The organism is Aliivibrio kagoshimensis, assembly GCF_050337105.1.
GTDB classification, from domain to species: Bacteria; Pseudomonadota; Gammaproteobacteria; order Enterobacterales; family Vibrionaceae; genus Aliivibrio_A; species Aliivibrio_A kagoshimensis.
In genome coordinates, this window is record NZ_JAKJSQ010000066.1 from 1 (window position 1) to 19,001 (window position 19,001).

The following is a 19,001-nucleotide window of genomic DNA, read 5'->3' on the forward strand; positions in this document are numbered from 1 at the left end:
GGTTAGTGTACTAAATGGTAATATTTGTAATTTGTATCAGAAAAATGGTCATACTTTTTATGGCGTGGTGTTTGATACAAAAAGCCACGAGTCCATCACATCTTTACTTGCCAAACTCATTTTCGATGGTTCAAAAATGTGTTTTCCAGCCTATGATTTAGAGAAATAATTGATTCACAATGGATATACACTGAATGGATATGAATGATTTTTTAAGGAAGATTTAATGAAACAACTCGCTGCTGGATTATGTTTTACTCTCTTTTCATGTGTCTCTTTGGGGGAGAGTGATTTAAAAAGTAGTGACTCACCTCCGTTGTTAACGGCACCTTTGGTCCAATTTAATGTCAGTGTTGATACGAACGGAGTTGAGAAGGCGATTCAAGGAACGAATCAATCAATGGCTGATTTAGTCGAAGCCCTACAGTTGATTGGGGATAACAGGGATCTAACTCCAAAGCAGATGGAGATGATTGCTTTAACTGTCAATAATGTTAATCAGTTAGCGATATCGTCGACTGGCGTTGTAGAGAAGCTACCAGAGACTATTGAACAAGCTAAACAGGCAGTGGTAACAAATAGTCAGCTTTTCTATCAGGATTTGAAATTTAAGGTTTTGTTGTTATTAGGGGGTGTCGTTGCAGCGTTAGCTGTGGTGATTATTTGTCTCTACTGGTTTGTGATCAAGCCAATGCAACACACCATTGTAACGGCCACAGCGAATGTAATGAGCATGGCTAAAACGATAGAGTTAACAGCAACATCCCTTGAACAGAGCAATAAAACCCACGTAAAAATATTACAAAAACTGGAACAAGAGTCGCCGAAATCAACATCAACTGAATAGGATAAGTTCAACTATGCTGTAAAGAGTCGTTTTTGAAAAATGAGGTATTTATGGCTATATCTACAATCATTAGTTGGTGTAAATCTTTCTTTGGTCTTCCCCCTCAACCGATTCACCGAGTTGCAACGGCTCTAACAGCGGAAGTTCCAGCTCACACCCCTCAAACTCAATGGACTGCTCAAGAGATCGATGAAGTAGCGAAGGTCGAAAAACGTTTAGCGCACTGGGCGACACATCAAACTCAAATAAATGCCCAAATCCTCAATGCGTATTTAACGTTGGAGAGAGAAGGTTTCATTGATATCTATAAGAGTGACTTAGAGCTTGAGCTACCGAAGATGGTGAGCTTTGAACAAAACTTTAATCAAATGAAAATCATTGCTCAACATAATCACGGGAAAATCTTTGAGGTGGATGATAATAAAGTGACGATTTGGAGAGCAGTTGAATCTGCGGTTCGTCAATATGAAAGAGAGGTTTTGGGGAGTTCAGCCTATTTGTAAAAAAGTGGCAATTAACGCTTTACCTCAGCCATACTTGAGGTATTAACCTAGGGTCAAGATGATCAAACAATGAACTAGGAGCTTAATATGATTCAATTAGAACATGTCAATTTGGTGGTTTCTGATATTCCAAAAATGCTCACTTTTTATCAAGCAGTTTTCCCTCACTGGTCTGTGAGAGATGAAGGGAAAGGGGAGTGGAGTGGAAAGGCGAGAAATTGGTTACACTTTGGCGATACATACCACTATCTTGCTTTGAGTGATCATGGCGAGGGTGAAAATAGAGAGCTAGCTGGACACCAAGTTGGCTTAGCGCATTTTGCTTATGTGACCGATGATATTGATGGTGTGATCAGTCGGTTGCATGCGGCAGGCTATGAGATTGCTAAACCTGGAGCGGATGAACCTTATCGACGAAATGTGTATTTTGTCGATCCAGCAGGTTTTGAAGTTGAGTTTGTGCAGTATCTAAGTGATGTACCGGCTCTGAGAAACCAATCCAGCTAAAGAGGGGGGATTGTGCTCAATGTTACTGGGTGTTGATTCAGTAATATGTTATTGTCTTTACTATCAATAAACTTTTTATTCGTTGATTTTTATGGACTACTCTGTTGTTGGTCAAGGGCTAGGGTTACTTAGCTTTGCTTTGGGTATACTTTCATTCAAACAAAGAAATGATCGAAGGTTAAAAATCATGATGGTGATTTTTAACCTTAACCATATGGTGCACTTCATCCTACTTGGTTCCATGTCATCGGCATTTGGTTCATTTGTATCGACGCTAAGAACTGGCACCTCTATCTATACCTCCTCAAGATATGTAGCGTTTGGCTTTATTATATTGGCCGTCGGTTTAGGCAGTTTAACCATCAATTCTCTATGGGATTGCTTGCCAATGATCGGGGTGTCGATTGGAACCTATGCACTGTTTATTTTGCGAGGCATTTCAATGCGAATATGCCTACTGTTTGGATCCATAGTATGGCTAATCAATAATATTATTGTGGGGTCAATTGGCGGGATAATGTTAGAGGCAACAGTGATTATTTTTAATTTAAGGACGATATACTGTTTGAGCTGCAGCCGCAAAGAAGCAGCTGCAACTACATCAGGTTAAGATTTTCGTCTGTTTTTCGGTACGTAATTTAAAATCGAAACAGGCACCTCTTTTCTTGGCGCAAACCCCTCTACCTCCTTACGAATGATTAAATGACCTAAGCGGCTCTCAATCGCGCAAAGGTTTTTAAAATCATCTTTAGAAACAAATGAGATCGCCTCCCCAGAGGCTCCCGCTCGGCCTGTACGACCAATACGGTGTACATAATCCTCAGCAGGGAAGGGAAGATCATAGTTGACCACACGAGTTAGATCGTCGATATCGATACCACGAGCCGCAATGCCTGTCGCGATCAACAGTTTGAGTCGGCCTGCTTTAAAATCAGATAGAACTTTAGCGCGCGCATCTTGGCTACGACCACTGTGTATAGCCTCGGCTGTGATGCCGCGCTTTTCAAGTTGGGTAACCAGTTTGGCAGCGCCATGTTTGGTTTCAATAAAAATAAGGGCTTGGTCCCACTCATTCTCTTGAATTAGGTGACTAAGTAGTGCCGATTTTTTATCTTTGTCAACGGTGATTAACCACTGATCAATCTTAGGTTGAGCTGAAGTATCACGATCGATTGAAATTTCTACAGGATGGCTAATGGCTGTTTTGGCCAGTGCTCGCACCTGATTTGAGAGAGTGGCAGAGAATAATAAGTTTTGTCGATCGAGCGGCAGACGTTCGAGAATCTTATTAATGTCCTCGATAAATCCCATATCCAACATTCTATCTGCTTCATCTAAGACCAGAATCTCTAACTCATCAAAATGTATCGCTCGTTGAGTGTACATATCAAGCAGTCGTCCTGGAGTGGCTACCAGAATATCAACACCGTCAATTAACTTCTGTTTTTGAGGCTTGTAATCGACACCGCCATACATCGCCAAAGAGGTTAAAGAGAGATATTTGCTGTATTGAGTGATGTTCTCTTCTACCTGAACGGCAAGCTCGCGGGTTGGCGTTAAAATCAAAGCGCGAACACGTTTTGCTCGAGCTTGGTAGCCATCATCTAACAGTTGTAAAATCGGCAAGACAAAACTGGCGGTTTTTCCAGTTCCAGTTTGCGCGGCTGCAATGAGATTTTTACCCGTCAGAATGGTTGGAATCGCCTTCTCTTGAATTGGTGTTGGGGCTGAATAGCCGAGGTCGTCGATGGCGTTTAAAATCGGATCACTTAATCCAAGTTGGGAGAATGGCATGGGTCGTCTCAGGTAAGGGATAAATAGGTATGAATGATTATTCTACCACGCCCCCGGAGCTAATACGTATCCTTTATTTCGGACGGTCTTGATGCGAGGATTCACTTGGTCATTATCATTCAGTTTTTTTCGTAGCTGGCTTATTCGGTTATCAATGCCACGCTCTAATCCATCAAACTCTTTGCCAAAGAGAAGAATAGATATTTGGTCTCGAGAGAGTATTTGTCCCGCATTTTTTGCCAATATTTCCAGTAGATCAAACTCTGCGCTAGTGAGGTGTATGTTTATATTTTCGAGAGAGACTTTTCGGTTGAGTGAGTCAATCAATAACCCACCAAACTGCAAGTGTTGCATTGTTGCTTCTGCGGGGAGGGAGCGACGAAGAAATGATTTGATTTTGGCTAAGAGTAGACGAGGTTTGATGGGTTTTATTAGGTAGTCATCGGCGCCCACTTCAAGACCGACAATCTGATCGATGTCATCCTCTTTTGCTGTGAACATTAAGATATAACCGTTATAAGAAGGGCGAATATCACGGCAAATGCTGATACCATCTTTTCCTGGTAACATCACATCGAGCAGGATTAAAGAGGGTTGTTCGGTTAACACTCTTTTTTCTGCCAACAATCCATTTGACTCATAAGAGGAATTGAAGTTCTCTTGTTGTAAGTAATCGCAAATTGATTCGGCGATATCGATATCATCTTCAATGACAAGAATGCTTTGACGGTTCATTTTTACTTCCATTTAAACACGTTAACGAGGCACTACTATTGGAATGGTGATTTTTACATTTACCCCGCCAATACTGCAATCTTCAATCCATACACTGCCATGATGCCAGAGAACAATTTGTTTCACAATTGCCAAGCCAAGTCCGGTTCCCCCTGAATTACGAGAACGGCTATGATCTAAACGAAAAAAGGGTTCAAATACTTTATTTTTATACTCATCGTCGATTGAAGGGCCATCATTCCCAATACTGATCAAACATTGGTTTCCCAAGATTTTAGTATGTATTCTGATGCTTGTGGAGGCGTGTTTATAGGCATTTCTAATAACGTTATCAATCATTCTTTTGAAATAGAAACGTTCAATATTGACTAAGATTTCGGGTGATAAATGAGTGATGCTAATGGTTGTGAAGTGTTTATTGTCGATCCACTCTTGATTGTTTTCATTGAACCATGTTGTTAGGTCTGTTGTGACAAATTCAAAGCTAGGCTGCTCTTGATCAAAGCGAGCATATAACTCCATTTCATCAGACATTATTCTCATTTCTGTAATAGCATTTTCAATACGATTGATCTGTTTGTCACTCTGTTTTGACGATGGATTTCTAAGGAGTTCAATCGCAAATTCAATTCGTGTTAATGGCGTTCTAAGTTCATGAGATACGGCGCTATTTAACATGATGTTATTGTCATAAAGAGTCTCAACTTTTTTTGCCATTTTATTAAATATAACGGCTAAACCATTTAAGTTACTGCCTTTAAAAATTGAAGACCGGCTAGATAAATCCCCATTACCAAACTGCTTAGTTGCTTTGAGTAGTGAGGCTGAAGTACGCCAGGAAGGAAGCAACCAAATGATCACAGGCAAAAAAAGGGATATACCGATCAGAATAAAAAAGCGTAACAATATATCATTATTTACACTCTCTTCGATGACACTATAAAGTGGACCAATGCTCACGACAGTATCGTGATTGGGAATCTTTTTTAAGATATATTCCGGTATTCCTCGCTGAAATTTTGGGTCAAAATATTGAAAAACAATATCTTGGTTAAGTAAAACAGTACGTTGTATTTCTGAGATTTTAGGGTCGTTTAAGGTGGTCATTTCAATAGAAACAGCAAAGTACTGGTCTATCTGTTTTATTCGGTCTAGCCATTCGGTCGAAGGTATAACTAAAAGTTCTTGAAAGATCAGGTTTAGAACTGCGGTAATCTCATCATGTTTAGGGGATTGATGAATTTGATCAGCAGTATCCATATCACCGACGATTAATACCAATCCTTCATCATTTAGCTGATGGTAGAGTTCAGTTTTATCAGCGATAAACAGAGTTTGCCCTAATGCTAATATTTCAGATTGCTGTGAGGTAAATGACAACTGATCTTTTGTTTTCAGCATCAACTCGTAATTAAATTTTGATTGCAGTCCATTCAGAGCTTCAATTTGTTCATCTTGGTCAATGGTATTGAGGTGTTCAACAAGCATGGATACAGGGCCTGCAGAGCGATAGATCTCTATTTTTTCAAGATAATCAGTTTGCTCTAGCCACAATGAGTTGAGGATAGGAAGTAAAAAAGTAAAGCTGACAAATACGGCCAATGAAATAATGAATATTAATTGTATTAATATATTACGAAAGAACATTGGGTATCTCCAGCGTGATTGTACCAGTTAACTGGTTCCGAATAATTTGTCCTTTACACTGTTGAGCAAGTTGCAATAAATACTGCTCAGTAAGACCTGTGAGCGTATTCATATTAGTTTCACTATTGTTTTGGTAAGTGGTGATTTGGCTCATTTTCGGGTTGAGAGTGATGCATAGTTCCAACGCGTTAGGGGTTTGTTGGCAAAGACGTAACATGTTTATGACCGCTATGTTTAAATAGTAAGGATCTGCATCTATGCCAAACTTTGACTCTTTATCATTTATTGAATGTTTAATAACCAGCTGTTTATCAAACAGTGCTTTCCATTGTTTAGATTGTCCGTTTATCCACTGAATCAATTTAATGTGAATAATATTTAGGCTCTCTTTTTCCCGATTAAATTTTCCAATTGCGAGAATCAAAGAGGCGATATCCCGCATATCATTAACTGATTGTTCCATTTGATCTAAGATTTCACCTTGAGGGGCGGTATTTTTTACATATTGATTTAATTGCGACTCTATAATGTCTAATGGTTGTCTGAGTGCTCTTGAGGAGAGACGAATCAACTGTTGATTATTAGTAAAAAGCTGTTCAGTCCTTTGCGCCATTTGATTGAATGTACGTGCTTGAGGGTTGAGTAAGCTAGCAAACAGTATAGGCATTCGACTTGAGTAATCTTGATCGCTGAATTTACTGGTCACCTGCGTTAAGTGATTCGTTGAGCGCCAAGTCGGTAATAGCCACAACAATAGGATCAACGCGATGAAGGCTCCGATGGTTAGAAAAATTACAATGTTTCCAGCTATAATTTTTTCAGTAATGTAGAGAGCAATAGGCCCGCCGGTTAAAACACTGCCGTTGGGAAGTTGTTGATAAAAATAGTCAATTCCAGAACCATGCTCATAGCCTCCTTGTGCTGTCAGGGTCACTAACTTTCCTTCCTTTAACTGTTTTATTTCATCGTTGGGTAACGATACTTCCGTAATGGAGACAATGGATATAGGGTAACGAAAATTGCGTGATAATTGTTTCGTAAGGGCTTCCCAGTGCTCGATGGGCGTGGCATTAAGTTTTTGGGTAAGCATAAAAGCTGTCCCCATGATTTCACGTTGAGCGAAGGATAAGGCCGATGCTTTGGGGTTATCAGCATTACCTAAGATAAGAACACGTTCATCCTGTTCTAACATCATGTATGAAAAGAGGGTATCAGGGTGAACCCAAAAACTCTTTTTTGTAAGCGTGTCAATTTGAGCCTCAGTAAGATCGGTATTACTCAAATACTGGATACTGACATCATATGGAAAGTTATCCAGATTAACGTTAATCGCATCCTCGTCTTTTGCTCGAGAATTTAGTTGTTCAGCAAGCACGCTAGCAACGCCTTGACTTCTTAACGTTTGAAATTTGATTTTTCCCGGCTGTAACCAAATTGGCTCTAGTAGCGGCATGACGTAATTGGGTACAGCATAAAAAAGCAATAACATAATGGACAACAGTTGTACGATAAAAAAACGATTCAATGCCTATCCCTCGCATCGGAAATATGGAGCAATCCTATCATTTTAAATCCAAACGACAGGCGTGAAATGTCGACTTTTGTCAGGTTTTGTCATGAGTAAAAAAGCGGTCATTATACATATCAAATAGTTATATCTGGTTCGTGTTTTATTTAACGACCTAATAATACATTTGAGCACACACTGTGAAACTCAATTAATGCCATTTTGGTATTGTGATTTTGATTTGAAATTACGCGACATAAATGGAGAGTTTAAATGAAAAAGAGTGTTGTTTTGATTGCTGGTCTACTGGCTTCAGGAGTTGTGCATGCCAATGGTTGGACAGGAAATGTTAGCTTATTTGCGGGTAATAAGTCACTAGACAGTGGTTGGGGAGAGTTTGATTCACAGAGTGAATTCGGTATTATCAGCGATTTTGGGCACAGCAGCTGGCCTTTCCTTATTGCAATTGATGTTTTTGGCGGTGGTGATGATGCTGATAATACAGAGAATAATAGTGGAAGTGATCTAAAAGTGGATGCGGTAACCTCTGAGATTCATATTGGTATTAGACGTTATTTCGAACATAATTACGCTATTTCACCATACGTAGGAGGAGGCATCTCTAGAGGTTATGCTCATCGAGAGATCAAACAGACTGACGGTAAGTATAAAGATAAAAATGATACTGGATTTGGACCTTGGGTCGGGGGAGGGGTAGTTTGGCGTCCGTGGAAACACATGAATGTCGGTTTTGATGTTCGTTACTCAACTGTTGAGGTGGACCTATTTGAAAAAGATCAAGATGCTGGCGGGGTTCACGCTGGAGTTCATGCTGGGTTTCATTGGTAATTATTTCTCTTTCTAGGGGGAGTGAAGCGAGGCTGATTGAGTTTCGCTTTTTTTATTAAAAATGCTTGTTCAGTTTTCGGTTGTGCAAATACGTGGCATTGTTAATACTTTGGTTATGAATGAATACCGACGGATTTAATTGACCATGTTAATTACTCAACAGAAAAAAATAGATACGTATTATCAAGCACTATTAGAACGAGCCGCAGAGTTTGTCGGGATCTTTTATGTTGGCGTGAAAACCACATCGGTGTTTTGTATTGCAACGTGTCATGCGAGAAAACCAAAAAAAGAGAACGTTGAGTTTTACACCTCATTTAAAGAGGCGCTTGATGCCGGTTATCGACCCTGTAAAGTGTGTAAACCCACTGAGAATGCTAACCAAGCCCCTGAACCTGTCGAGCGGGCGATTAAAATGGTGAAAGACAATCCAAAAGAGAAGGTGACAGATTATCAGTTGAAACAGTGCGATATCAGCCCTGAGTTGGTACGTCGTTGGTTTAATAAACACTACGGTATGACGTTTCAAGCTTTTCAGCGTATGTATCGAATTAATAACGCTCTGAAAGAGCTTAAAGATGGAAAAAATGCCACTAATACGGCTTTTGACTCTGGTTATGAATCGCTAAGTGGATTTGGCTATACCTACAAAAAAGTGGTTGGAAAGTCGCCAAAAAATAGTATTGATAATTCAGTGATTTTAATCAGCCGATTAACGACACCACTTGGACCAATGTTCGTGTGCGCGACCGACAAAGGTGTATGCCTGTTAGAGTTTGTTGATCGCAGAATGTTAGAAACAGAGTTTAAAGATCTGCAGCGACTGCTCAAAGCTAAGATCATAACGGGCGAAAATCCGCATATTAAACAGGCTAAAAAAGAGCTGGCTGAGTACTTTTCAGGTCAAAGAACCCAGTTTGATGTGGCGCTAGATACCCCAGGAACTGACTTCCAAAATAGTGTATGGAACTGTTTACATCAAATTCCATACGGAGAAACAAGAAGTTACCAGCAACAAGCAGAGAGTATCCATAATCCTAAAGCGGTAAGAGCGGTTGCTTCGGCTAATGGGTTCAACCGTATTTCGATTATCATTCCATGTCATAGAGTGATTGGGAAAAATGGGCAGCTGACAGGGTATGGCGGCGGTTTAGAGCGGAAACGTTGGTTGATTGATCACGAAAATGAGCATGCCTTAACATGAAAAAATCTCATCAGAGGATAGTGACCCTTAGTCTGGTGGTCTTGATACTCATCATATCGGCGTTTTGCTTACTTAAGTGGAAGCATACGAGTGAAGTCTATGGTGTCACTCAGAATGTGGTTTTAAGCGATTTAGGAGAAACGGTACACATTACCGTTCTGCTTGATGATGGGCGAGAAGTTGTAGTGCCAGTGCGCAGTGTTTGCGATTATGTTAAGCAGAGTCGAGTGTTGTTGCGTCAGTCTCATCACCACATCTTAAACTATACGCATAATAGATTAATGGGCTTTGAGAAGAGTACAGGTGGGGTTGAAAAGATTGAACAATTTCGTTTTAAAGCTCGAATGCGAAATCCACACTGTGGCTAATAAAAGGGAGCCGGCTTATGGTAAGCCGGTCTTTGTCTATTGAGTCGGCGTTTAGGCACTGTGATGCGCTTTCAGTTTTTGGTATAGGGTATCTTTTAAGGCAGCACGTTGTAGTTTTAATTGGGTCATGTGTTCATCATCTGTAGGGCTACCAGCCACTTCAAGCTGTCTGATATCGTAATCTAGCTGATGATATTGCTCTGCATTTTCTTTAAATATTGGGTCGTCGTGATTGAGGTGAACAATGTCATATTTCATTTCTGGGAAGTCGAGAATAAGAGCGTGATTTTCATTTAACATCTTGATTCCTTTTAGAAGCTTGTAGTAAAGATATAGCGTGTGTTATCGATAAAAACAAGTGAATGAAGTTTTCAAAGTAGCACCACTGAATGGATATGACATTGTTTTTAGTCAATTCCATGCACAGTTTTTTGTCCCCTCGTAATGCTTGGTTTTTTATTCCTCCCACAAGACTGCACCTTTTCCCTCGCGGGATAAGACATCATCTGGATTGCGAACTTTGCAGTATTCCATAGACAAACAGCCGCATCCAATACATTGATCCAACTCATTTCTTAAGTGACTTAATTGAGCGATACGCTGATCCAGTTGCGCTTTCCACACGTTGGCTAACTGTTGCCATTGTGCTTTAGTAGGTGCGTCATGGGGGGGGAATTTGGCAAACTCCTTCGAAATGTCAATCAAGGACATACCAATATTTTGCGCGGATTTAATCACTGCAATTCGACGCAATACCCCACGCTGATAACGACGTTGGTTACCACTATTGCGGTGGCTAGCAATCAGTCCTTTTTGTTCATAAAAATGGAGTGTGGATACTTTTACTCCAGCTCGCTTTGCTACGTCACCAACACTGAGTTCTGCCATGATTGATCCTTTAATCTGCAGTCGAAAGTTATTTGAAGTAAACTGTTGACCTAAAGTTTAGTTGAGGTTTTACACTCTAGCACAGTTAATTTCAAAACCCACTTATTGGGTCGATCTGCTCAGGAGTCAATAATGGAACTATTAAGACAAACTAAAACTTACCGATTATTAATTGGCAATGTTTTTGATGGGATATCAAATGGCTTGTTTATGATGGCTTTGCCATGGGTGATGTTGACTCAATTTGATAACGATAATTCTGGGGTAGTGGTCGCGATAGTCGCCACTATTTGCACGGCAAGCAGCTTGTTCTTAACTCCCTTTTTTGCCACATTGATTGATCGTTACTCTCGAAAGAACATTATGGTAATAGGGCAGGCAATTCAATTTAGTGCTGCTTCAATATTGGTGTTAGTTACCTTTATGCAGGTGCCTTCCCTCTATTTGTTAGCAGCGGTACAGGTAATTTTTTGGCTAGTTAACGATCTCTCTTGGTTTGCGAGCAATGCTCTGGTGCAAGAGAATTTTAATAAAAAAGAGTACCCTTCAATTAGCAGTTACCAAGAGATCATCATGCAGAGTGTTACCCTCGTGTCCGGTGGATTGGGGGTGATGTTGCTTGAATTTTGGAGCATGAAGGAGTTTGCACTATTTGCCAGTGGTGCATCGTTTCTTGGAATGACCGCGTACCTCACTATGCCCTATTATAGAAAGGTGAGAAACAGCAAATCAGTGAACTTTATTCATCAGATGGCACAGAGCCGAAGTATTTTTGCTGCCAACCCTAAATTCTATCTGTTTATTGTTCTTTCTTGTCTCTCTTATCCGGTATTAACCTTTTTAGGAAAGTTAGTTCCTGTTTATCTTGCCGAGCAAGGCGCTCAAGGGCATTGGTTTGCAATGTGGAGCTCCAGTTATGGTATTGGTGCGTTGATCTGTGGCTTTATCGTAACGCTATTGATTAAACGGTTACAATTAGAGAAGTTAATGAGTTACTCAATGGTGGTATTGGCAATAATCTTGTTTGCTATTGCTCTGTTTGCTTCCCCACTTTCGTTAATACTATTGACGATTGTCTTTGGCTTTTTTAATTCATTAAATCGAATATCTAGAACCAATAAGATGAACCTAGAGGTGCCGATGGAGCATCGAGGGCGAGTCGATGGTGGTATACAGATCTTCTCCTCATTAATGCAAAGCCTAAGTTATCTGTTAATTGCATGGCTTGCAGCTAATCAAAATAGTGAGCTAGGGTTTGTGATTGCGGGAGGGGTGTTGTTGTTTGCGGCACTATTAATGCTGTTTATGAAACCATGGAGTGAGGATCAATACGCAGTATTCCCCTCAACCTAATGAAAAAAATGCACTATGATTAATGAAGGTATCTTGGTGGTTATGAACTAAAAGAATAGTTTGTGTAGCAGCAGAGGACGTTTTATGTTTTTCTATTCTCGTTTTTGGCAGATATTCGTCGGCGTATGGATTCTCTTTTTCTTACTCTTTATTGCGGCATTTGAGCTTGAAGTGTATCGATTCTTGCCGTTTTTCTCTTTCATCGCTTATGGTGTGTTAATTGTGGGCCTATTAAGTGCGCTAACAAACGCACATTATAAAATCCACTTTATTGTGAGCAGCGTATCATTGATTCTATTAGGGACTTTTGCCTCTATTGATATGTTATCGGCAAAAGAGGAGGTTTTAGCGCTGTGGCAACACAATCGATGGCTCTATTTAGATAAAAATAGTATTGATGATTACACGCAAGTATTAATTATTTTGGTCAATATTTTCACTGGAAGTCTAGCCGCAAATACTCTTTTTCACGGCTTAGTGATGACTAAAAGGAAGATCCGTTAGTCGGAAGAGTTAGATATTATGATGGCTTGCTAAAAAGACGAGAAAACCAGGATGGTTGATTCTCTTTTCCTAAGTAATAGCTCTTCATTAATATTTCAATCGTCTCTTGCTTGGTCGTTTCTTCTACATTCGCCACAAGAGTGCCTACTCTTGTGGCATGTTCGTGACAAAAGCCAAACTCCATTTGGTTATACCCCATCACCAAAAACCATAACGTTGCATTTAGCTTGAGCTGAATGAGGTCGTTTGATTCGAATTTAGTGGCGTACTCAGGCTCAAGTGACTGCGAAAAGACCTTATGCATAGCTTGCAGAGAATCTAGGTTGCTCTCTACTTGAGTGATGGCAGTAAGCGTCGTCTTGGTCAGTAGCCCCATCAACAGACCATTCGGATCTTTTTCAGGGAAGGTATTGATAGCATGTTGATATAAAGGGAGGTGAGTCAAATCAAACTGCTCAAGTTGTTTGGTCAGTTTGTCGCACAGTAGGAGTTGAGATAATCCAATTTTTTCAAGGTGGTTAATAAGAGCGGACATGGTGACCTACGAACATGTTAATAAGAATTTCAGCATAATAGTTCCCCAATGAATGAATGAAAAGTGCCCATATCATAAAATGAAATGATGCATTAGAAAAATTAATCTCAATCATTATAAACCATCCTGAATATTATAGAATTAACACTTGTCCCAATAAGGGCTTGGCCCTATTATCTCGCCCCTTGATTTCCTAATGTGTTTGGAAATCCTATATTGAGTAATGAGGACATAGAAGTGCGAAACAGATCTGATTCACAAGGCATGTCGAGATTGTTAGGTCTCGTAGTGTTAATGGCAGCGGTAGGACAGATGACACAAACGATGTATGTGCCCTCTATCGCAGCGATGTCAGATTATTTTTCAGTACCTGCAGCCAGTCTGCAAGCTGTGATGGCTGCCTATCTAATTCCATACGGATTGTCGCAGTTTGTGTACGGACCACTGTCAGATCGTATTGGACGTCGTCCCGTTGTACTTATTGGTATGATCATCTTTTTACTGGGCTCGATGGTGACATTGATGACATCGAGCTTTGAGTGGTTTTTGGTGGGGAGTTTTATCCAAGGAATGGGCACCGGCAGCAGTGGTGCGATGTCAAGAACGGTAACCCGTGATTGTTTTGATGGACCGATGTTGCACAAAGCGAATAGCTACGTGAGCATGGGGGTTATTTTTTCACCTTTAATTGCACCAGTATTAGGGGGATTCTTAACTCAACGATTAGATTGGCATGCAACATACGAATTTCTCTTTGCCATTGGTCTAGTTGTCACTGCCATTATGTACTTCTTCTTTTTAGAGACGTTACCAAAAGAGCGTCGTAAAAATGAGCGTGTATGGACAAGTTACAAATATGTGCTGGGCGACAAAAAGTACCAAGGCTACCTAATGGCATTAGTCTCAACTTTTGCTGGGGTGGCCGTGTATGAAGCTGCGGTAGGTGTGCTGCTTGGAGATGTACTAAAATTAGATAGCACAACAGTGAGTTTATTATTTATTACTCCACTACCAGGTTGTTTCTTAGGGAGTTGGCTGTCAGCACGTTTGATTTCACGTTTGTCGATAAATCGAGTGCTGTTTATCGCCGCGTTTGCCTTGATTGCTGGGGGCGTTACCGTTGCGATTCCTGGATTACGTGGTGATGTGACTGTCGCAAGCTTAATCGGAGGGGGGGTTGTCTTTTTCTTAGGTGCGGGTGTTCTTTTCCCTGCAGCGACCTCAGCGGCAATCACGCCTTTTCCATATCATGCTGGAACGGCAGGGTCTATCTTGGGAGGCGCTCAAAACTTAGGTGCAGGCATGGCGGCAATGGGAGCTTCATTTATGTCAATGCAGAGCCAATTTAATCTTGGTATCGTGATGGTTGTGGTGGCACTGTTAACTCTTGGTTGTTTAGTGAGTATCAGTCGAAAGGTAGACTACCCGCATCAACCTGTCATTACTTGAGTCGAAAGTTGCTATTTTAATACACATACCGTATGATAAACCGTATGAGTGTCAGGTTAACATTTCTAGTAGGTACTAAATGAATGCAATACGCTTTACCGTGGTTGGTAGCCTTATGTTTTGGAGCGTTATCTATTATATTATTTAGTGAGTATTCATTAGGGTTCATATTATTTTATTGATGTTGGTCATTGAACAAATATGAAAATGAACAACATGACCCCTAGTGCCTGTTTTTCTTATAGTATTTTGTTTGTTGTTGGTTTGAAAAAAGAGTCCGTCCCCTCATCTAATAGGTCATATTGCTTTTTGACTGAGATAAATTATAGTTAAGAGAGCACACAAAAAATATAAAATAACACTATTAATCAATGTATTAATAGACAGTGTGTCGGTTGATTTGTTTTAAGGGGAAAGCATGCAATATGAAGAAGAAGTTGAAGAATCTGACAATATGAAAAAGTGGATTAAGGATGTGATACCTCTGTTTTCAGCATTGACGCCAACGGAACAAGAGCGTGCAATTGAAGAGTTAAAAATGGTCATATTGGCGAATAAGCATTAAGACATAATTAGTAAAAACATCAAACCTCATTAATGACTGATTAGTGAGGTTTTTTTATGGGCGAAATGTAACCTCTGAAGAAAGAAGTAAACGATAGCGATGCTGTTCAACTGCTTGGTATACTATTTTTATCAGATAGAACTGAAATTTTGTATGTAAACTAATAGAGGAAGTGTAATAAATGCCTGTGCTCGAACGTATTAGTGTCACCCTATTTTTCGTTACCCTACTCGCTGGCTGTGGATCGCTTCCTGAAGGTATTGAACATCCCATTGAGCCGCAAGCGATTCAGCCAATGAGCACACTGTCTGAGTTGAGCGACACCTACCGATTAGAACAGTTGCCACACCAAAGCAGTGCGGTTTTGTTACAAGATATTGGCTGGGATGCATTGGCTCAACGGTTAGCATTAATCGAAACCGCAGAATACAGTATCGATATTCAGTACTACATATGGAATTCAGACACGTCGGGACACTACCTTGCAAACCGTTTAATCGCTGCGGCCGATCGTGGTGTTCACGTTCGAGTGATGTTAGATGATATCAACCTTAATGAACGAGAGGACCTGCTTGTTGCCCTTAATGCTCACCCTCAAATAGAGATCCGTATATTCAATCCTATCCCAACTCGCCGTGGCGTGGCAAAGTGGTTAAATTTTTTAGGTGACTTCTCTCGTCTAAATCGCCGTATGCACAATAAATCGTTTACGGTAGATAGCGCTTTTTCCGTTGTAGGCGGGCGCAATATAGGTGATGAATATTTTGACCTTTCTGATGACATTAATTTCCGTGATCGTGATGTTTTGGTTATGGGAACGGTTGTCACTGATATCCAGGCCAGTTTTGGAGAGTATTGGGATAGCCGATGGTCTTATCCAGTCGATTTACTAGGTGGTGAAACGTCATCATATCATCCTGTGTTAAATGACATTGCAGCACCGAACTACAAGAATTATCCCGCCTTGCCTGAAGGGAATAAAACCGCGTATCAGTTTTTGAAAGGATTGATGGGAGAGATGACTTGGGTTAAAGCGAGTTTTGTCTCTGATCGTGCTGTCCCAATTGATGAAAATAACACGAGTGAGCCGAAGGAAACGGCTAAAGTATTAGCTGAAATGGCGCGAGAATCAAACCAAGCGATCTTATTAGAGTCAGCGTATCTCATCTTTGATGATGCTCAATTGGAAGGCTGGCAGGAGTTGACTAATCAAGGCGTTGAGATAAAAGCATTGACCAATTCAATGGCATCTAATGATTTATCAACTAACCACTCTGGCTACGCGGGTCGACGTCGGGAGATGCTTGAACACGGCATACAGTTGTTTGAATTGAAACCAGAGACAGGTTTATGCGAAGAATCTACACGTGATCAGTCTAAATGTGCTCCTACCTTAGCTTATGGTCTTCATGCTAAATCAGCTGTTTTTGATCGACAAATAGCCAGCATCGGTTCTTTTAACTTCAATTTACGCTCAACCTACCTAAATACAGAATCAATTTTAGTTATCGAAGACCAAAGTATTGCTGAAGATCTTGCTGATGATATAGAACAAGCGATGGAGAAAGATAATAGCTGGCGTCTGAATTTACAAGAAGGTGAAATCCGTTGGTATTCTGGTCAACAACGTTGGGAGAATGAACCAGAGACAGGACAGTGGGAAAGAGTTAAATCGCAGTTTTTACAGTTATTACCGATAGAAAAATACTTGTAGTGGCTCGTTGAGCCACTACAAGTGAAGTCTCTGTGGTTAACTACGCTTCTGCAAAGTTTTCGATGATCTCTATCTGCTCTTTTGCCGTTACTTCCAACTCATGGCATTGACCAATAGTGTCTGAGGTTAGTTCATGGGAGCTGTTCGACTTGGTATGAATGACTTGAACGTTTTTGTCTATGTCGTTAGTTACGGCGACTTGCTCTTCAACTGCAACCGCTATTTGTTGGTTTCTTTCAGCCATATCCACCACCAAGTTACCCACTTGGTTGAGGTGCTCTCGCATGTCTGAAATTTTGGTCGCACATTCGTTAGATTGTTCATTCCCACTTTTTAGCGCATTGACGACTTCTGAAGCGCCCGTTTGAATCTCATTGACGGCATCTTGAATTTCGGAGGTTGAGGTTTGAGTTCGCTGAGCTAACGCTCTGACTTCATCTGCAACGACCGCAAATCCACGGCCATTTTCACCTGCACGAGCAGCTTCAATAGCGGCGTTTAATGCCAAAAGGTTAGTCTGTTCGGCAATGCCATTAATCATTTCAACCACTGAACCAATCTTTTTACTGTTGTTATTGAGCTCATCCACCACTTCGGATGCGGCTCGCAACTCTTCGTTCAAGGTTTCCATCGATTTTTGGGTTTCATTTGCAGCATCGATACTTTTATCGGTCACTTTCTGTGTTTCTAAGGCACCGCTGGAAGTGCTCTGGGCATTTTGTGATATTTCAACAGAGGCTGCGACCATCTCTTTCATTGACGTTGCCAACATCTCAACTTCAGATTTCTGATCGTTTAAATTGCCCAGTGCTTCGCTGCCTTTTCCGACTGCTTCTTGTACTTTTTTATCAATACCACGGCTGCTTTCTAATACCGATACACTAATACGGCCCATGATCGCTTTACCGTGATTCTCTTGCATCTTCATGGCCAGTTCTAACTCAGAGAGGTCGTTAACACTCCCTGTGTAGATGAGCTCCATAAGAGGGTTATTGAAGATTTTACGTGAACGCTTGGTCAAGGCTTCTAAACGTCGAGTTAGAGCAAAAACAGAAATGACCGATAGACCTAACAGGGTAAGCAGACCCGCTTGAGGACTCACCGATTCCATAATAGGGGTCGCGACTGCCGCACTCGCAATAAACGCCAAACTGCAACGTTGGTATAATCGAGTTCGAGGCAATTTAAGTTTAATAGGGCTGCGATTTTTATTGAGCTGAGCATACACTTTTTCAGCGCGTTTTACGTGGACTCTATCTGGTGCAAATCGTACCGATTGGTACTCAACAATTTCACCATCACGTTTAATGGGAGATACAAACGCATCTACCCAATAGTAGCCACCACCCTTACGGCTATTTTTTACCATGCCCATCCAATGATGTTTCTCTCGAATATGCCCCCAGAGATCTTTAAAAGCCGCTTTAGGCATATCAGGGTGTCGGATGATGTTGTGAGGGTTTCCTTCCAACTCTCCTTCCCCGTAACCGGCCACCTCATTAAAATGTGGGCTAGAAAATTTGATGTAACTTGAGGTATCGGTAATGGACACTAAATTGTAGTGGCTTGGGTATTTGTATTCCAATTCATCGCTAGAACTCATTTTTACTCTCCATGCGGACAAGCCATAAATGGCGTGGTTACAATCTAGTTCAATACAGTTTTCATACTTTATCCAAAAAAAAGTGCCCGGCCTCTGAGTATTGCTGCATAAGAGTTGAATGAAAAGAGCATCACATCTCCCTCATTTTTTAGATGATCTTTTCATAAGAAATTACTTATTGATTCAATGTAGAAAGTGGCTATAGGGCACGAAAACAATGTCCCCATATTCAATATGGAAATAAAAGGCGATGAGAAATTAAAAAAATAAACGAGAAATCGCCGAGAGGTTGATGGAATTAATCCTAAGGTAGTTTATTTTTTCAATCATAGGTAACTGGTTGAATAATCTTTTTAAGAAGTATTTATAAAATACGCCAGGGCTTTAAATTCGCGGTGTAGAGGGGTATTAATGAATCATTATTTACCC

20 protein-coding genes and 1 pseudogene are annotated in these 19,001 nt (G+C 40.6%); 13 read left to right on the forward strand and 8 right to left on the reverse strand.

Translation table 11 applies throughout. The features are described 5' to 3' along the window. Positions 1-226: 226 nt before the first annotated feature. From L4C32_RS16940 to L4C32_RS16955, 4 genes are all read left to right on the forward strand, one after another. Positions 227-847 (forward strand): hypothetical protein, encoded by a 621-nt coding sequence (locus L4C32_RS16940; protein ID WP_428198074.1) that lies wholly within the window; start codon positions 227-229, stop codon positions 845-847. A gap of 50 nt (positions 848-897) precedes the next feature. Beyond that, a complete protein-coding gene (locus L4C32_RS16945; protein WP_428198075.1) occupies positions 898-1,350 on the forward strand; it encodes a hypothetical protein in 453 nt (150 codons plus the stop codon). A gap of 87 nt (positions 1,351-1,437) precedes the next feature. Then, entirely contained in the window at positions 1,438-1,857 is a 420-nt protein-coding gene (locus L4C32_RS16950) for a VOC family protein (protein WP_428198076.1), read from the forward strand. A gap of 91 nt (positions 1,858-1,948) precedes the next feature. Then, positions 1,949-2,467: a YgjV family protein gene (locus L4C32_RS16955; protein WP_428198077.1), complete on the forward strand. Its 519-nt coding sequence runs from the start codon at positions 1,949-1,951 to the stop codon at positions 2,465-2,467. On the opposite strand, the gene L4C32_RS16960 is transcribed toward L4C32_RS16955, so the two are convergent. Genes L4C32_RS16960 through L4C32_RS16975 form a run of 4 tightly spaced genes read right to left on the reverse strand, consistent with a single transcriptional unit; the run spans position 2,464 to position 7,558 of the window. After that, positions 2,464-3,651: a DEAD/DEAH box helicase gene (locus tag L4C32_RS16960; protein ID WP_428198078.1), complete on the reverse strand. Its 1,188-nt coding sequence runs from the start codon at positions 3,649-3,651 to the stop codon at positions 2,464-2,466. The two genes, L4C32_RS16955 and L4C32_RS16960, sit on opposite strands and share 4 nt — an antisense overlap. A gap of 42 nt (positions 3,652-3,693) precedes the next feature. Then, on the reverse strand, positions 3,694-4,386 hold the full coding sequence (locus L4C32_RS16965) for a response regulator (RefSeq protein ID WP_428198079.1): 693 nt from the start codon (positions 4,384-4,386) through the stop codon (positions 3,694-3,696). 21 nt (positions 4,387-4,407) lie between these two features. Beyond that, positions 4,408-6,033 (reverse strand): ATP-binding protein, encoded by a 1,626-nt coding sequence (locus L4C32_RS16970; protein ID WP_428198080.1) that lies wholly within the window; start codon positions 6,031-6,033, stop codon positions 4,408-4,410. Continuing rightward, positions 6,020-7,558 (reverse strand): sensor histidine kinase, encoded by a 1,539-nt coding sequence (locus L4C32_RS16975; RefSeq protein WP_428198081.1) that lies wholly within the window; start codon positions 7,556-7,558, stop codon positions 6,020-6,022. Before L4C32_RS16975 ends, L4C32_RS16970 begins: the two co-directional genes overlap by 14 nt. Before the next feature lie 255 nt (positions 7,559-7,813). Between L4C32_RS16975 and L4C32_RS16980 the strand changes: the two genes are divergently transcribed. From L4C32_RS16980 to L4C32_RS16995, 4 genes and pseudogenes are all read left to right on the forward strand, one after another. Beyond that, positions 7,814-8,389: an outer membrane protein gene (locus tag L4C32_RS16980; protein ID WP_428198082.1), complete on the forward strand. Its 576-nt coding sequence runs from the start codon at positions 7,814-7,816 to the stop codon at positions 8,387-8,389. 145 nt (positions 8,390-8,534) lie between these two features. Further along, a pseudogene (locus tag L4C32_RS16985) lies at positions 8,535-9,053 on the forward strand (bifunctional transcriptional activator/DNA repair enzyme AdaA); the annotation flags it as partial. A gap of 30 nt (positions 9,054-9,083) precedes the next feature. Beyond that, on the forward strand, positions 9,084-9,593 hold the full coding sequence (locus L4C32_RS16990) for a methylated-DNA--[protein]-cysteine S-methyltransferase (RefSeq protein ID WP_428198092.1): 510 nt from the start codon (positions 9,084-9,086) through the stop codon (positions 9,591-9,593). Further along, the gene (locus L4C32_RS16995) at positions 9,590-9,961 is read left to right on the forward strand and encodes a hypothetical protein (RefSeq protein WP_428198083.1); all 372 of its coding nucleotides are present in this window, start codon (positions 9,590-9,592) and stop codon (positions 9,959-9,961) included. Before L4C32_RS16990 ends, L4C32_RS16995 begins: the two co-directional genes overlap by 4 nt. A gap of 51 nt (positions 9,962-10,012) precedes the next feature. On the opposite strand, the gene L4C32_RS17000 is transcribed toward L4C32_RS16995, so the two are convergent. Both L4C32_RS17000 and soxR read right to left on the reverse strand, forming a co-directional pair. Further along, positions 10,013-10,261, reverse strand: coding sequence for an HP1242/YdcH family protein (locus L4C32_RS17000; RefSeq protein WP_428198084.1), 249 nt, complete (start codon positions 10,259-10,261; stop codon positions 10,013-10,015). Between the two features lie 156 nt (positions 10,262-10,417). Then, complete coding sequence (soxR, locus tag L4C32_RS17005; RefSeq protein ID WP_428198085.1) at positions 10,418-10,849, reverse strand: redox-sensitive transcriptional activator SoxR; 432 nt, start codon at positions 10,847-10,849, stop codon at positions 10,418-10,420. Positions 10,850-10,981: 132 nt separating this feature from the next. Between soxR and L4C32_RS17010 the strand changes: the two genes are divergently transcribed. Then, entirely contained in the window at positions 10,982-12,202 is a 1,221-nt protein-coding gene (locus tag L4C32_RS17010) for an MFS transporter (RefSeq protein ID WP_428198086.1), read from the forward strand. A gap of 84 nt (positions 12,203-12,286) precedes the next feature. Next, positions 12,287-12,706 (forward strand): hypothetical protein, encoded by a 420-nt coding sequence (locus L4C32_RS17015; protein WP_428198087.1) that lies wholly within the window; start codon positions 12,287-12,289, stop codon positions 12,704-12,706. 16 nt (positions 12,707-12,722) lie between these two features. Here L4C32_RS17015 and L4C32_RS17020 read toward each other — a convergent pair whose 3' ends face one another. Then, positions 12,723-13,241 carry a hypothetical protein gene (locus L4C32_RS17020; RefSeq protein WP_428198088.1) on the reverse strand — a complete coding sequence of 173 codons (519 nt, stop codon included), beginning with the start codon at positions 13,239-13,241 and terminating at the stop codon, positions 12,723-12,725. 264 nt (positions 13,242-13,505) lie between these two features. Here L4C32_RS17020 and emrD point away from each other — a divergent pair, with 264 nt between their 5' ends. The 3 genes from emrD to L4C32_RS17035 all read left to right on the forward strand — a co-directional run bounded on the left by emrD (position 13,506) and on the right by L4C32_RS17035 (position 16,969). Next, the gene (emrD, locus tag L4C32_RS17025; protein ID WP_428198093.1) at positions 13,506-14,690 is read left to right on the forward strand and encodes a multidrug efflux MFS transporter EmrD; all 1,185 of its coding nucleotides are present in this window, start codon (positions 13,506-13,508) and stop codon (positions 14,688-14,690) included. Positions 14,691-15,108: 418 nt separating this feature from the next. Continuing rightward, entirely contained in the window at positions 15,109-15,255 is a 147-nt protein-coding gene (locus tag L4C32_RS17030; RefSeq protein ID WP_428198089.1) for a hypothetical protein, read from the forward strand. A 181-nt stretch (positions 15,256-15,436) separates the two neighbouring features. Beyond that, positions 15,437-16,969 carry a phospholipase D family protein gene (locus L4C32_RS17035; protein WP_428198090.1) on the forward strand — a complete coding sequence of 511 codons (1,533 nt, stop codon included), beginning with the start codon at positions 15,437-15,439 and terminating at the stop codon, positions 16,967-16,969. 40 nt (positions 16,970-17,009) lie between these two features. On the opposite strand, the gene L4C32_RS17040 is transcribed toward L4C32_RS17035, so the two are convergent. Beyond that, on the reverse strand, positions 17,010-18,572 hold the full coding sequence (locus tag L4C32_RS17040; protein ID WP_428198091.1) for a methyl-accepting chemotaxis protein: 1,563 nt from the start codon (positions 18,570-18,572) through the stop codon (positions 17,010-17,012). Positions 18,573-19,001 lie beyond the last annotated feature (429 nt).

Coding starts and splice junctions, on each gene's coding strand:
- L4C32_RS17035 (WP_428198090.1), top strand. CDS start 15,437: ATGCCTGTGCTCGAACGTATTAGTGTCACCCTATTTTTCGTTACCCTA.
- L4C32_RS16950 (WP_428198076.1), top strand. CDS start 1,438: ATGATTCAATTAGAACATGTCAATTTGGTGGTTTCTGATATTCCAAAA.
- L4C32_RS16955 (WP_428198077.1), top strand. CDS start 1,949: ATGGACTACTCTGTTGTTGGTCAAGGGCTAGGGTTACTTAGCTTTGCT.
- L4C32_RS17030 (WP_428198089.1), top strand. CDS start 15,109: ATGCAATATGAAGAAGAAGTTGAAGAATCTGACAATATGAAAAAGTGG.
- L4C32_RS17040 (WP_428198091.1), bottom strand. CDS start 18,572: ATGAGTTCTAGCGATGAATTGGAATACAAATACCCAAGCCACTACAAT.
- L4C32_RS16970 (WP_428198080.1), bottom strand. CDS start 6,033: ATGTTCTTTCGTAATATATTAATACAATTAATATTCATTATTTCATTG.
- emrD (WP_428198093.1), top strand. CDS start 13,506: ATGTCGAGATTGTTAGGTCTCGTAGTGTTAATGGCAGCGGTAGGACAG.
- L4C32_RS17015 (WP_428198087.1), top strand. CDS start 12,287: ATGTTTTTCTATTCTCGTTTTTGGCAGATATTCGTCGGCGTATGGATT.
- L4C32_RS16980 (WP_428198082.1), top strand. CDS start 7,814: ATGAAAAAGAGTGTTGTTTTGATTGCTGGTCTACTGGCTTCAGGAGTT.
- soxR (WP_428198085.1), bottom strand. CDS start 10,849: ATGGCAGAACTCAGTGTTGGTGACGTAGCAAAGCGAGCTGGAGTAAAA.
- L4C32_RS16995 (WP_428198083.1), top strand. CDS start 9,590: ATGAAAAAATCTCATCAGAGGATAGTGACCCTTAGTCTGGTGGTCTTG.
- L4C32_RS17020 (WP_428198088.1), bottom strand. CDS start 13,241: ATGTCCGCTCTTATTAACCACCTTGAAAAAATTGGATTATCTCAACTC.
- L4C32_RS17000 (WP_428198084.1), bottom strand. CDS start 10,261: ATGTTAAATGAAAATCACGCTCTTATTCTCGACTTCCCAGAAATGAAA.
- L4C32_RS16945 (WP_428198075.1), top strand. CDS start 898: ATGGCTATATCTACAATCATTAGTTGGTGTAAATCTTTCTTTGGTCTT.
- L4C32_RS16965 (WP_428198079.1), bottom strand. CDS start 4,386: ATGAACCGTCAAAGCATTCTTGTCATTGAAGATGATATCGATATCGCC.
- L4C32_RS17010 (WP_428198086.1), top strand. CDS start 10,982: ATGGAACTATTAAGACAAACTAAAACTTACCGATTATTAATTGGCAAT.
- L4C32_RS16960 (WP_428198078.1), bottom strand. CDS start 3,651: ATGCCATTCTCCCAACTTGGATTAAGTGATCCGATTTTAAACGCCATC.
- L4C32_RS16940 (WP_428198074.1), top strand. CDS start 227: ATGAAACAACTCGCTGCTGGATTATGTTTTACTCTCTTTTCATGTGTC.